Below are 12,842 nucleotides of genomic sequence, written 5' to 3'. Positions count from 1 at the left end.
TTCTCTTCTCTATCTTTTCAGGTCAGGTCCCGAGGACTCTCTGTCTTTATCCTCTGTCCATATCCAAAGGGGCCTAGCCTGGCATGTCTGCATCATTTCAGTGCGCCAATGCAGCGCATTGTTCAAGCGGAGTGCTGAGGTCGGCCACTGCCTCCTATTGTATTCGCCGTGACGGGCAGGCGTCTCGAATCAGGCGGGCAGACAGGTAGTTTTAATATTTTCTGAAATGATAACAAATCGTTGAAGCGCTTCACGGCTAACTTTACGGCCTATCCTTCGTGACGAACTGCCCGTTGTGGCATGGTCTTTGCGTGTATCGAGGCTATGCAAGAGCTGTCTTCAGATTCAAGTGAATGAATATAGGTAAGGTCCGATCATCATGACGGCCGGCAAGCCAGGGCGCGATGCATCAAGCATAGCGGTATGCCAGGAGGTCGCCATCTATGGCGAGCACTTCGGTCAATTCTCCCCGGCACTGGTTCGACACTCTGTCCTGTCCATGGGCGGCGAGCATCGGTAGACGAGGTGGCAGGTGATGTCTGTGGCCTCCCGTGACGCCGGCATGGCGATCTTGGAGCCCATGCCCGGTGTCACTTACGACCCACAACGATAATACGAGGTATTGTTCCATGAAGCTTTCAGGCATGAAGACCGTCGTCGGAATGACAACCATGGTATTCGCGCTCGGCGCCGGGGCTGCCCAAGCCAAGGATACCGTCGAGGTGGCCTTTATCGGCCCACTCTCCGGAGGTGTGGCCGCCAACGGTCTCGGTGGACGCAACTCAGCTGAGCTGGCGGTGGAGCTGCGCAACCAGGATCCGGATTCCAAGTACCACTACGAGCTGCTGGTGCTCGATGATGAGTGCAAACCCAACATCGGTGTGCAGGTGGCGACCAAGGCGGCGGCCGACCGGGATGTTATCGCGGCGGTGACCCATTATTGTTCTGCGGTGGCCATGGCCACGGTCGATGTCTATCACCGTTTCAAGTTGCCGGCGGTGGTGTGGGGTGCCGTCCTGCCGGACGTTACCTATGGCAACGAGTACCCGGAAGTTCATCGCGTCAACGGCACGATGATCAACCAGAACGAGACTGCCGCGAAGTTCATGACCGAGCAGGGTTACAAGAAGTGGGTGGTCATTCATGACACCACGGATTATGGCAAGGGCCATAACGAGTACTTCTCGAAGTTTGTTGCCGAGAATGGTGGCGAGATCCTCGAGACCTTCGGTGTCTCCTCCGACCAGCAGGACTTCACTGCGGAGCTGACGCAGGCCAAGGCGCTTGAGCCGGATGTCATCTACTTCGGCGGCTTGTCGCCGCTGGGTGTGCGCCTCCGTCGCCAGATGGAGAAGCTCGGTGTCGAGGCGCAGTTCGAGGGGACCTCAGGCATCGTGTCCGATGCCTACCTGGAGGGGCTGGGTGACTTGGCCGAGGGCTCGATGGCCTTTATCGAAGGGGCGCCGATCGACAAGCTGCCAGGTGGCCAGTTCTTCCAAGAGCAGTACGAGGCGGCCGGCTATTCCGACCCGGCCGAAGCCTATGGTCCCTTCGCCTTCGCGGCCATGGACCTGGTGCTAGATACCATCGAAGAGGTAGGGCCGGATCGCGGCAAGGTCCTCGATGCGCTGGGCGACACCGAGGGCAAGGACTCCATCGTCGGCGATATCACCTTCGACGAACATGGCCAGAATGTCGTGGCCCTGATCACCAAGTATGTCGCCCAGGACGGCGAGTGGGTCGTATGGGAAGACAGTGAATATGCATCCGGCCAGCGCAGTCTGGTCAACGTCCAGTAACACCTCGACCCGTTCGGGAGCGCCTCCTCAGGGAGGTGCACTCCCGAACGTCCCTTCCCTCTCATGACTTTCGAGGTGCCTTCAATGGACATCGGACTCCTGGGTCAGTATGTCATCAATGGCCTCATGCTGGGGATGATGTACGCTCTGGTCGCCGTAGGGTTCACTCTCTTCTTCGGGGTGCTCAACGTCATTCAGTTTTCTCATGGCGATGTATTGATGGTGGGGTCTTTCGTTGGCTATACCGCCATCCTGGCGCTGGCGGCGATCGGGATCGATAACCCCGTCATCGAATTGCTGGGGGCGCTGTTGGCATCGGTCGGTGTGGTGGCCCTGCTGGGAGCATTGATCGCCAGATACCTGGTGCTGCCGCTGCGATCCTCGCCGCCGCTCAATACGCTGCTGATCACCCTCATGCTGGGCACCGTGCTACGCGAGAGTGTGCGCCTGTTCTTCCCCGATGGCTCCAATCCCAAGCGTTTTCCTGCCCTCCTGCCGGATACGGCCTTCACCTTTGGCAATTTCACCCTGCGCGTCGACAGCCTGATGCTGCTGATCGCCGGACTGCTGCTCATCGTCGCCCTGCATTTCGTGATCAATCGCACGCGGCTGGGCCTGGCCATTCGGGCGGTTGCTCAAGATGAAGAAACAGCCATGACCATGGGAATCAATTTCCGCCTGGTGGTTCTGCTGACCTTCGCTATCGGCTCGGGTGTCGCCGCCTTTGCCGGGGTCATGAATGGCCTGTATTACAACGAGATCAATTTCGGAAGCGGCCTGCTGCTCGGTGTGATCGGCTTTGCCGCCGCGATCATCGGTGGGCTCGGCAGCATCTACGGCGCCATTCTGGGCGGCTTCCTGTTCGCGGCCTTGCAGACCATCGGTTCCGTGGCCTTGCCGTTCGCCAGCGCCTACAAGGACGTCTTCGCGTTTGCCGTGGTGATCATGCTGATGGCGTGGCGACCGACCGGGCTGATCGCCGAACGTACCAGTGAAAGGGTCTGAGCCGATGCAACCTAATCTGATATCCCGAATCCCCGTGCTCTGCCGACTCTCGGAGTCGGCCCTGTCGCTGGTCGCGGGGCTGCTAGGCGCGCTGCTCACGACCGGCTTCGCGATCTGGTTTCTCAAGGCGGAAAACGAGTATGTCATCGGCTTCCTGGTGGCGCTTGCCGTAGCGGTAACGCTCAGCGTGTCTCGCCTAGGGGGGCTCGACCATGTCGGCCGTGCCTTCAAGGAGCATGAGAAACTCATGAATGGTGCCGCGGTGTGCGGCGTTCTGGCCCTGGCGGCGGTGTTTCGCGAGGATCACTTCACGCTGCTCATGATCTCGATCGTGCTGCTTTACATGCTGGCCGGTCTGGGGCTGACCATCCAGTTCGGCTATCTCGGGCTGGTCAACCTGTCCGGGGCATCCTTCCTCGGAGTAGGGGCCTATACCTCGGCTGTCCTGCTGGCCCATACCGCCGTGCCGCCCCTGCTGGTGCTGGTGAGCGGTGGGGTGATGTCGGCTCTGGTGGGGTGTCTGCTGGTGTTGCCGGTTCTTCGCACCAAGGGACACTACTCGGCGGTGGTGACCATCGCCTTCGCCATCCTGTTCATGAGCTTTCTGCAGGTCAACGATACGCTCGGCGGTCCACAGGGCCTGGCCACCGGTGAAATGGCGCTGTTCGGCTGGGGATTCAACACCGGAGTCGAGCTCGAGAACGGTTTCTATGCATCCTTCTACCTGAACTACCTGTTGCTGGCCCTGACCTTGCTGGTCATCGCCTTCGCCCTGGTCAAGCGCCTGGAACGCTCCTGGATCGGGTTGAGCATGGATGCCGTCAGGCTCGACGAGACGGCGGCCGCCTGTTACGGGTTGAGCATCGCCCGCTGGAAGGTCGTCGGCTTCACGCTGGGGAACTTTCTGATCGGCATGGCCGGTGCACTTTACGCCATGATGCTCGGCTTCATTGCACCTGCCAACTTCAGCTTCGGCGACTCCCTGATCCTGGTTTCCATCGTGTTGCTGGGCGGCATTGGCAACCCCTGGGGGCTGGCGGTGGCGGCAGCCATTGTCGTCATCTTGCCCGAGAAACTGCAGATGATTCAGGAGTACCGGTTCCTGCTGTTTGCCGGCCTGGTGGTCCTGGTGCTGCTGTTCAGGCCGGACGGACTGCTTCCTCGCGGCATGCGAACTTACATCCCGGGTGGGGGGGCCAGATCATGAGCACGTCAGATGTACTGCTGTCCTGCGAGGGGGTCACGCGCCGGTTCGGCGGCCTCGTCGCGCTGGACCAGCTCGATCTCGAGGTGAAACGTGGTGATATCCTGGGCTTTCTGGGGCCCAACGGTTCCGGTAAGACGACCTTCTTCAATGTCCTGACGGGCATCTACGACTTCAGTGACGGCCAGGCCCACTTTGCGGGTGAGAACATCAGCAAGCACTCGGCCCAGGCCGTGTATCGTGCCGGCATCGCACGCACCTTCCAGCGCTCACGCATGTGCCTGTCGCTTTCCCTGTTCGACAACATCATGGTCGGCAATCACAAGCACCTGAACCTGGGGCTGGGTTTCAACCTGTTTCGGCGTGGCGCCTTCGCGCGGGACTACGAACAGCGTTATGAGCAGGCCCGAGAACTCGTGCGGGTCTTCAGCCCGAACCTGGCCGATCGCATGTCCGAGGCGGTAGGGGGCTTTCCGATGCTGGATCGTCGGCGCATCGAGATCTGTCGAGCGCTGATCAGCCAGCCCAAGCTGCTGCTGCTCGACGAGCCGTCGGCGGGCATGACCCATGAGGAAACCCATCAGCTGATGGGCGATATCCTCTCGGTGCGCGAACATACCCCGGAGCTCTCGATCATCATCATCGAGCACGAAATGAGTGTCATGGAACGCATCACCGATCACTGTGCGGTGCTCAATTTCGGCAAGAAGATTTGCGAGGGCACCTACCAGGATGTCGTCAACAACCCACAGGTACGCGAAGCGTACCTCGGCATTGAGTGAGCGTTGTCATGACCGAAGGGCTAAAGATCGAGAACGTCTATACCGCCTATGACAAGGCGGATGTGCTGGAGGGGGTCTCCCTCGAGGTGCGGCCAGGGAAGATCACCTGCCTTCTCGGGTCCAACGGGGTGGGCAAGACCACCCTGATTCGCTCCATCTTGGGGCTGACCGTGCCGCGAGATGGACGGATCACCTTCAACGGGGAGGACATTACCGGGCTTTCGACCCACAAGGTGATCGCCAAGGGCATCTCCTGCATTCCTGAAGGGCGCAAGGTGTTTCCCAAGCTCACCGTCGAGGAGAACCTGCGTCTGGGGGCCTACCAGGTGACGTCCGAAGCGGTCATCCGGGAACGCATCGAGGAAGCCTACGAGATCTTTCCGCGCCTGAAGGAGCGTCATGTCCAACTCGCCGGGACCATGTCCGGTGGCGAGCAGGCGATGCTGTCCATCGGCCGAGGGCTCATGAGCTCACCACACCTGCTGCTCGTCGATGAGCCCTCGCTTGGGCTATCCCCGCTGTTCGTGAAGGAGAATTTCAGCATCATCGAGCGCATCAACGAGCGGGGGGTGACCATCTTCCTGGTGGAGCAGAACATGCGCCAGACCCTGGCGATTTCCGACTACGGCTACGTGCTGAGCAAGGGGGCGGTCGTGGCGGAGGGTGATGCCAAGGCCTTGAGCGAAAACGATGAGGTGCAACAGGCCTATTTCGGCTGAGGGCAGGTCCACAGGACCCTATCGGGTCGTACCGGCCAGCATCGCCGCTGGTCGATTCCATTCATCAGGCGAGGTTCATCATGCCGAGTTCTGTCGATCCCGTGGCGCTGACCCAGGCGCTGGTGCAGTTCAATACCATCAATCCCCCCGGGCAGGAGCGCGAGTGCGCCCATCACATCGGCGAGCTGCTGTCGGCGGCGGGATTCACGGTGACCTATCCGGAGGGCGAGGAGGGGCGCAGCAATCTCATCGCGCGTCGGGGGGGGCAGTCCGGCAAGCCGATCTGTTTCACCGGCCATATCGACACGGTGCCCCTGGGGGCCCAGCCCTGGAGCGTCGATCCGTTTCGCGGTGACATCATCGATGGCAAGCTCTACGGGCGCGGATCCACCGACATGAAGGCGGGCGTCGCTGCCTTCGTCGCCGCGGCCATCGATCTGGCGGACAGCTTCGATGAGGGGCCCGGCGTGGTGCTGGTGATTACCGCCGGAGAGGAAACCGGCTGTGAGGGAGCGTATTTTCTCACCGAGCAGGGGGATCTGCTCGGCGAGGCCGGTGCCATGATCGTGGCCGAGCCCACCAGCAACTTTCCCATGGTCGGGCACAAGGGGGCGCTTTGGCTCAATGCCCTCACTCAGGGGGTCACGGCGCATGGGTCGATGCCCCAGCATGGCGTCAATGCCGTGTACAAGGCCGCGCGAGTGGTCTCCAGGCTCGAGGCCTTCGAGTTTCACCGACCGCCGCATGCGGTGCTCGGCAGCGATACGCTGAATGTCGGTACCATTTCCGGTGGCTTGAACATGAACTCCGTGCCGGACCTGTGCCGTATCGGCATCGATATTCGCACGACGCCGGGCGCCTCGCACGATGCACTCCGCGATGATCTCGGGGGGCATCTCGCGCCCGACTTGAGCGAGCTGGAAACCGTCGTCGACCTCGAAGGCGTGTGGACCGACCCCCGGCATGCCTGGGTAAGGCAGGTGTTTGCCATCATGCAGCCCATGCTGGGCGACATGCCCGAGCCGCGTGGAGTCAACTACTTCACCGATGCCTCGGCACTCACGCCGCATTTCGGCGACATTCCCACCATTATCCTCGGGCCCGGGGAGGCGTCGCTTGCCCACCAGACGGATGAGTACTGCTTCGTCGATCGCATCGAGCAGGCCAAGGAGGCCTATGTCGCTATCATGGCCCATTGGAACGCCTCATGACGTCCACGACATGGCGCACCGCCCTGGACGGTCTGGCCGCCATCGGGGCCGGCGAGCTCACCAGCGAGGCGCTGATGCGTGAATGTCTGCAGCGCGTGGCGGTCCGCGAGCCTGATGTAGCCGCCTGGCAATATCTCGATGAGGATAGGGCGCTCGAGGAGGCCCGCCGTCGGGATGCTTCGGCATCACGGGGTCCGCTGCATGGCATGCCCGTCGCGGTGAAGGACCTGTTCAGCACCCATGACATGCCGACCGGCTGTGGCTCGGACATCTACGCCGACCATCTGCCGGCCTCGGACGCCGCCGTGGTGGCGCTGATTCGCCGCGCCGGGGGTATCGTCATGGGTAAGACCGTGACCACGGAGTTCGCCTTCTTCTCTCCAGGCGGCACGCGCAACCCGCATGATCCAACACGCACTCCCGGGGGGTCGTCCAGCGGCTCAGCCGCGGCGGTGGCGGATGGCATGGTGCCGTGGGCACTGGGTACCCAGACCGCCGGCTCCATCATCCGTCCCGCCTCCTATTGCGGCGTGGCGGGTTACAAGCCGACCTATGGCCTGATCAACACGGCGGGGCTCAAGCCCGCTGCCTGGTCGCTGGATACGGTGGGTGTGTTCGCCCGCAATGTCCCGGATGCCCGGCAATTGGCTGGCGTGCTGAGCGGGCGCGACCTGACTCCGTCCAGGCCAGCAACGCCTCCGCCGCGAGTGGGGCTATGCCTTACGCCCCAGTGGGAAGCCGCCACGGCGGATACCGAGCAGGCCCTCAGGGAGGCGGTGAGGTGTATCCGTGGCGCCGGCGGCGAGGTGCATGAAGTGAGCTTGCCAGCCAGCTTCGATGAGCTACTCGAGGCCCAGCGCACCATCATGATCTATGAAGCCAGTCGCAGCCTGGCCTTCGAGCGTGACCTGCATGGCGATCAGCTCAGCGACCAGCTCAAGGCGCTGCTGGATGAGGGGAGTGTCCTGCCGGCGGAGCGTTATGACCAGGCCCGGCGGATCGCGCGGGCCTGTCGAGCTGAGCTTGACCGGCTCTTCGCGGACAGTGATGTCCTGCTGGCGCCCAGCGCCCCAGGTGAGGCGCCGGCCCACGTCACAGGAACGGGTGACCCCGTCTTCAACCGCATCTGGACGCTGCTCGGGACACCTTGCGTCAACGTGCCGGGCCTGACGGGGGCCAACGGCATGCCCGTCGGCGTTCAGCTGATCGGCCCCCTTGATGGTGACCTGACGACCCTGGAGGTCGCCGACTGGCTGTTCTCGCGGCTGCAGGAAGGCTAGTGGTCGCTGTCCTGTCGATCGATGCCGTCATGAACCAAGCGGCATGACGGTCTGTCGCTAGAACGCTGCGAGGTCGTCGCGGTCGGGCAGGGCGGCATAGGCCCCGGGGCGGGTCACGGCATGGGCGCCGCAGCGGCAGGCTGTCTCCACGGCCCGGTGCAGGAAGGCTGTGTCCTGGTGCCAGCCGCCGTCGATACCCGTCGCGGCGGTGAACTCGGCGAGTTCTGCCAGCAGTCCACCGATGAAGGCGTCGCCACCGGCGGTGGTGTCCACGGCCTGCACGACCGGGGGCGTGATTCGCTCCTCCAGGTCGACTCCCAGCAGTGACACCTGGCCCGGGCCATCGGTGATCACCGCGACCTTCACACCGGCGGCGAAGCGTTCGGCCAGCCAGCCATCCCGCGGGTGGTCGGCGCGCAGGTCGTCGAGCTCATCAGTCGAGAGCTTGAGCAGGTCGGCGGCGTCGAGCAGGCGAGTGACCAGGCTGACGTCGGCCGTGCCGTCGGCCCATAAGTTATGGCGCAGGTTGGCGTCCACGCTCACCAGGCAGCCGGCGCGGCGCGCCATCTCGGCCATGGCCAGAGTGGTCTCGGCGAGCTCGGGCTCGGTCAGGCTGTTGCTGCAGAAGTGCACGATGGCCGGTTCTGCGAAGACCCCGGCGGGCAGGTGCTCCAGCCGATAGAGCAGGTCGGCCGCCGGCGGACGATAGAAGTCGAAGGTACGCTCGCCGTCGGCGTCGCGGGAGACGAAGGCAAGTGCAGTGCGCGCCTCGCGGGTGAGCACCACGCCGGAGGTGTCGACGCCGTGAGCGGCCAGCTCGGCAGCCAGGAAGTCGCCGAAATGGTCCTCGCCGAGCATGCCCAGGAAGCGGCTGGGCACGCCCAGGCGGGCGCAGGCCGCGGCCACATTGGCGGGGGCGCCGCCGGCGTAGGGGGTGAAGACTTCGGGGGCGTCCGTCGTCCCGTCGGACGCCTCGCCGAGGCGGCTCGAGAGCATGTCGACGAGGGCCTCGCCGAAGGTGATCACGGGGATCATGGTGTCGTCTCCTCGCGGCTCAGGGTGGTGCCCAGCAGGTGCTGGGCGCCGGGCACCAGCCAGACCGGGTCGATACGCGTATTGGCCGCCTCGACGCACAGGAAGTGGCGGGCCGCTTCCACGGAGGTGTCACCGGGTGGGGCGTCGCCGGGATGCCAGACCACCGCCGAGTCGCTGCTCTGGCGGGCGATACGCAGCCGACGGGTGCCATCATCGAGGCACAGCTCGGCATTGCTGCGGTAGATGCGATCGAGCGGCCCGCGTACGCCGAGCTCGCCCTGCTGTTCCCGTTCGGCGAAGTCGGCCAGCTTGTCCAGATAACGGGCGCCGGCCAGGCCCTCCACCCGGCAGGCGAAGGCATCGTCGACCGCCAGGTAGCTGTGCAGGGCCCCGGTGATCTTCACCGGCGTCTCGCCGACATGCTCGGTGATCAGCTCCACGTGCAGGCGCCGGCCGTTGGCCTGGATCACCGCGCGGGGGATCAGCTGGCCGTGAAGGCGCTCCCGTGGCGAGAGATGCAGCTCCACCCCCTCCTCGTGCTCGTCCACGGCATCGAGCCGCCAGTCCGCCTTGCGCGCGGGGCCGTGCATCGGTCCGGAATGGTCCGGTGACTCGTCGGCGGTGTTCTCGTCGGCGAACCAGGGCCAGCAGAGCGGAATGCCGCCGCGGATCGCACCGGGCAGCGCCTGCGGGGTGGGGGTGACCCACAGCCAGCCCTTATTATCATCGCCGGCAGGGCGGTAATGAAGGACCTGCGCGCCCTGCAGCGACACGGCGAGCTGTCCCCAGGCCTCGTTGGCCAACCAGACCTCACGACCAGCCCAGTGGGCGTGACGTTGACCGCGGGTCTCCTCGACCAGGGTGGCAAGCGATTCGGGAATCATTCGATCTCCTCGGGGGTCATTCGACCTCTGGATTGTGCAGGGCCTCGGCGGCGCCCAGCAGGCCCGTCCAGGGGGCGGTGACGACCTGCACCGGGATGGCCCCGGTATAGGCGCCCATGCGCCCCTTGGCGGTGAAGGCCTCGAGGAAGCGGCTCTCGGGAAGCCACTGGAGCAGCCGGGGCAGGATGCCGCCACACAGGGCAACGCCTCCGCGGGCCCCCATGGTCAGGGCGGCATCTCCGCAGACGTCGCCGAGGATCTTCAGGAATCGCAGCAGGGTATCACGGGCCACCGGGTCGCCGCCCGCGGCCGCCTCGGTAACCTCGGCCGGACTGGCAAGCCGAGGCGGCGCGCCCTTGAGGGAACAGTGGGCCAGATAGAGGTCGAGCAGGCCCTGGCCGCAGAGGATGCGCTCCACCGAGACGCGGCCGTAGCGGTTGCGGAAGTGGCGCAGCAGGTTCTGCTCACGCTCGTCGGTGGGCGCGAAGGTCACGTGGCCGCCCTCGGTGGGCAGCGGGATCCAGGCCTGGCGGCCGGGGAACAGCCCGGCCACGCCCAGCCCTGTGCCCGGGCCGATCACCAGCCGTGCCGCATGGGGGATCGCCTCGCCGCGCTGTATCTCCACCAGGTCGCCGGCGTCCACATGGGGCACGCCCAGTGCCTGGGCGGTGAAGTCGTTGATCGCCTTGAAGAGGCTGAGCCCCAGTGCCTGCTCGACCGCCCGGCGAGAGAACGTCCAGTGATTATTGGTCATGGTCACACGGTCGCCGCGGATCGGGCAGGCGAAGGCCAGGCAGGCCTCCCGCGGGGCGTCTTCGTCGGTCAGGCCGACCCGCGTCAGATAGTCGTGCGCCGCCTCCACCAGGCCGGGGTAGTCCGCACAGGGCAGGCTCTGGATGTCATGGGGCACGAAGGCACCCGGTGTCACCAAGGCGAAGCGCGCGTTGGTACCACCGATGTCGCCGATCAGGGCAGGGCGGGTCATTCAGGCGTCCTCGTCGTGGATCTGACCCTCCTGGCGCGCCAGGTCGTCGGCCTCGAACCCGCCGAAGACGCCGGCACCTTCCTCGCCGCGCATGGCCAGGTGGCGGAAGCCGCCGAACAACTCGCGGCCCAGGCCCACGTGGTAGTGGTCCAGGTCCCCGACCCGCAGGGGGCGCTCGGCCCACTCATGGCCGTCGATCTTGAGCTCGAGGCTGCCGGTGTCGGCATCCAGCCTCACGATATCGCCATCCCGGAGCTTCGCCAGGGGGCCACCATCCAGGGCCTCGGGGCTCATGTGGATGGCCGCCGGCACCTTGCCGGACGCGCCGGACATGCGGCCGTCGGTGACCAGTGCCACCTTGTAGCCCCGGTCCTGGAGCACGCCGAGGTAGGGGGTCAGCTTGTGCAGCTCGGGCATGCCGTTGGCCTTGGGGCCCTGGAAGCGCACCACGGCGATCACGTCACGGTCCAGGTCGCCGGCATCGAAGGCCGCCTTGAGGTCGTTCTGGTCCTCGAAGATCTGTACCGGCGCCTCGACCACGCGATGCTCGGCCTGGACCGCCGAGACCTTGATCACCCCGCGGCCCAGGTTGCCCTTGAGCACGGTGAGGCCGCCGGTGGGGGCGAAGGGCGTCGCGACCGGGCGAAGCACCTCCTCGTCGAGGCTCTGCTCCGGCCCCTCGCGCCATACCAGCTTGCCGTCCTCGAGGAAGGGCTCACGGGTGTATTCGGTCAGGTCGGTGCCGAACACCGTGGGGATGTCACCGTGGATCAGGCCGGCGCCGAGCAGCTCGCGAAACAGCAGGCTCATGCCGCCGGCGGCCTGGAAATGGTTGATGTCGGCCTGGCCGTTGGGATAGACCTGCATCAGGCTCGGCGTCGCCGCCGAGAGGTCGGTGAAGTCATCCCAGGTGATGGTCAGGCCGGCGGCGGCGGCCATGGCCACCAGGTGCAAGGTGTGGTTGGTGGAGCCGCCGGAGGCGAGCAGGCCGACGATGGCGTTGACGATGGCGCGCTCGTCGATCTGCCGGTAGAAGGGGCGATAGTCGCCACCCGGCTCGGTGTTGCGGACCGTCTGTTCGGTGGCGAAGCGGGTCAGCGCTTCGCGCATCTCGGTGCCGGGGTTGACGAACGACGTGCCGGGCAGGTGCAGGCCCATCATCTCCATCATCAGCTGGTTGGAGTTGGCGGTGCCGTAGAAGGTGCAGGTGCCGGGACTGTGGTAGGAGGCGGACTCGGCCTCGAGGAGATCCTCGCGGCTGGCCTTGCCCTCGGCGAAGAGTTGGCGGATGCGCGCCTTCTCCTTGTTTGGCAGGCCGCTGGGCATGGGGCCTGCCGGCACGAACGTTGCCGGCAGGTGGCCGAAGCGTGCCGCGGCGATGAACAGCCCCGGGACGATCTTGTCGCACACCCCGAGGTAGAGGGCGGCATCGAACATGTTATGGGAGAGCCCCACGGCCGTGGCCATGGCGATCACGTCGCGGGAGAACAGCGACAGTTCCATGCCAGGCTGGCCCTGAGTGACGCCGTCGCACATGGCGGGCACGCCGCCGGCGAACTGCGCGGTGGAGCCCATGTCGCGTGCCGCGGCCTTGATGGTCTCGGGGAAGGTCTCCAGCGGCTGGTGGGCCGAGAGCATGTCGTTGTAGGCCGAGATGATCCCCAGGTTGGCCGAGTTCATCAGCTTCAGTGAGTCCTTGTCCCCCGCGCCGCAGGCCGCGAAGCCGTGGGCCAGGTTGCCGCAGGAGAGCTCGCCGCGATGCACGCCGCGGCGGTGCTGGTCTTCCATGCGGCGCTCGTAGAGGGCGCGACGCTCGGCGGAGCGTTCACGGATACGGCGGGTGACGTCGGCGACGGTGTCGTTGAGGGCGGGGATCGTGCTGGCCATGAAGCACCTCGGCTGTATTGAATTTGGTAAGTTTACCAATAAAATTTGCGT

11 protein-coding genes are annotated in these 12,842 nt (G+C 64.9%); 7 read left to right on the top strand and 4 right to left on the bottom strand.

Features of this window, described 5'->3' with window-relative positions:
- Window positions 1-671: 671 nt before the first annotated feature.
- The 7 genes from ABE960_RS01210 (at window position 672) to ABE960_RS01180 (ending at window position 8,000) form a co-directional block, all read left to right on the top strand.
- Window positions 672-1,799, top strand: coding sequence for a branched-chain amino acid ABC transporter substrate-binding protein (locus tag ABE960_RS01210; RefSeq protein ID WP_349760393.1), 1,128 nt, complete (start codon window positions 672-674; stop codon window positions 1,797-1,799).
- A gap of 63 nt (window positions 1,800-1,862) precedes the next feature.
- Complete coding sequence (locus ABE960_RS01205) at window positions 1,863-2,804, top strand: branched-chain amino acid ABC transporter permease (protein ID WP_349760392.1); 942 nt, start codon at window positions 1,863-1,865, stop codon at window positions 2,802-2,804.
- Window positions 2,805-2,808: 4 nt separating this feature from the next.
- A complete protein-coding gene (locus ABE960_RS01200) occupies window positions 2,809-4,011 on the top strand; it encodes a branched-chain amino acid ABC transporter permease (protein WP_349760391.1) in 1,203 nt (400 codons plus the stop codon).
- Window positions 4,008-4,790 carry an ABC transporter ATP-binding protein gene (locus tag ABE960_RS01195; RefSeq protein WP_349760390.1) on the top strand — a complete coding sequence of 261 codons (783 nt, stop codon included), beginning with the start codon at window positions 4,008-4,010 and terminating at the stop codon, window positions 4,788-4,790. The genes ABE960_RS01200 and ABE960_RS01195 overlap by 4 nt, the downstream gene beginning before the upstream one ends.
- An 8-nt stretch (window positions 4,791-4,798) precedes the next feature.
- Window positions 4,799-5,509 (top strand): ABC transporter ATP-binding protein, encoded by a 711-nt coding sequence (locus tag ABE960_RS01190; protein ID WP_349760389.1) that lies wholly within the window; start codon window positions 4,799-4,801, stop codon window positions 5,507-5,509.
- 80 nt (window positions 5,510-5,589) lie between these two features.
- Window positions 5,590-6,720, top strand: a complete 1,131-nt coding sequence (locus ABE960_RS01185) for a M20 family metallopeptidase (RefSeq protein WP_349760388.1) — start codon at window positions 5,590-5,592, stop codon at window positions 6,718-6,720.
- Entirely contained in the window at window positions 6,717-8,000 is a 1,284-nt protein-coding gene (locus ABE960_RS01180; protein WP_349760387.1) for an amidase, read from the top strand. Before ABE960_RS01185 ends, ABE960_RS01180 begins: the two co-directional genes overlap by 4 nt.
- Window positions 8,001-8,057: 57 nt before the next feature.
- Here the strand turns inward: ABE960_RS01180 and ABE960_RS01175 are convergent, their stop codons facing one another.
- The 4 genes from ABE960_RS01175 to edd are packed head-to-tail and all read right to left on the bottom strand — an operon-like array spanning window position 8,058 to window position 12,791.
- Window positions 8,058-9,035 (bottom strand): carbohydrate kinase family protein, encoded by a 978-nt coding sequence (locus tag ABE960_RS01175; RefSeq protein ID WP_349760386.1) that lies wholly within the window; start codon window positions 9,033-9,035, stop codon window positions 8,058-8,060.
- Window positions 9,032-9,919 carry a D-hexose-6-phosphate mutarotase gene (locus tag ABE960_RS01170; protein WP_349760385.1) on the bottom strand — a complete coding sequence of 296 codons (888 nt, stop codon included), beginning with the start codon at window positions 9,917-9,919 and terminating at the stop codon, window positions 9,032-9,034. The genes ABE960_RS01175 and ABE960_RS01170 overlap by 4 nt, the downstream gene beginning before the upstream one ends.
- 16 nt (window positions 9,920-9,935) lie before the next feature.
- A complete protein-coding gene (glk, locus tag ABE960_RS01165) occupies window positions 9,936-10,904 on the bottom strand; it encodes a glucokinase (protein WP_349760384.1) in 969 nt (322 codons plus the stop codon).
- Complete coding sequence (gene edd / locus ABE960_RS01160; RefSeq protein WP_349760383.1) at window positions 10,905-12,791, bottom strand: phosphogluconate dehydratase; 1,887 nt, start codon at window positions 12,789-12,791, stop codon at window positions 10,905-10,907.
- Window positions 12,792-12,842 lie beyond the last annotated feature (51 nt).

The sequence above is a fragment of the Halomonas aquatica genome, from assembly GCF_040196335.1.
Taxonomy (GTDB): Bacteria; Pseudomonadota; Gammaproteobacteria; order Pseudomonadales; family Halomonadaceae; genus Halomonas; species Halomonas aquatica.
Note: the sequence above shows the minus strand (reverse complement) of the source record. Positions and strands in the feature narration are given on the sequence as shown.

Excerpts from the sequence above, each read along its gene's own strand:
- ABE960_RS01210 (WP_349760393.1), top strand. The coding sequence starts at position 672 with ATGGTATTCGCGCTCGGCGCCGGGGCTGCCCAAGCCAAGGATACCGTC.
- ABE960_RS01205 (WP_349760392.1), top strand. The coding sequence starts at position 1,863 with ATGACTTTCGAGGTGCCTTCAATGGACATCGGACTCCTGGGTCAGTAT.
- ABE960_RS01200 (WP_349760391.1), top strand. The coding sequence starts at position 2,809 with ATGCAACCTAATCTGATATCCCGAATCCCCGTGCTCTGCCGACTCTCG.
- ABE960_RS01195 (WP_349760390.1), top strand. The coding sequence starts at position 4,008 with ATGAGCACGTCAGATGTACTGCTGTCCTGCGAGGGGGTCACGCGCCGG.
- ABE960_RS01190 (WP_349760389.1), top strand. The coding sequence starts at position 4,799 with ATGACCGAAGGGCTAAAGATCGAGAACGTCTATACCGCCTATGACAAG.
- ABE960_RS01185 (WP_349760388.1), top strand. The coding sequence starts at position 5,590 with ATGCCGAGTTCTGTCGATCCCGTGGCGCTGACCCAGGCGCTGGTGCAG.
- ABE960_RS01180 (WP_349760387.1), top strand. The coding sequence starts at position 6,717 with ATGACGTCCACGACATGGCGCACCGCCCTGGACGGTCTGGCCGCCATC.
- ABE960_RS01175 (WP_349760386.1), bottom strand. The coding sequence starts at position 9,035 with ATGATCCCCGTGATCACCTTCGGCGAGGCCCTCGTCGACATGCTCTCG.
- ABE960_RS01170 (WP_349760385.1), bottom strand. The coding sequence starts at position 9,919 with ATGATTCCCGAATCGCTTGCCACCCTGGTCGAGGAGACCCGCGGTCAA.
- glk (WP_349760384.1), bottom strand. The coding sequence starts at position 10,904 with ATGACCCGCCCTGCCCTGATCGGCGACATCGGTGGTACCAACGCGCGC.
- edd (WP_349760383.1), bottom strand. The coding sequence starts at position 12,791 with ATGGCCAGCACGATCCCCGCCCTCAACGACACCGTCGCCGACGTCACC.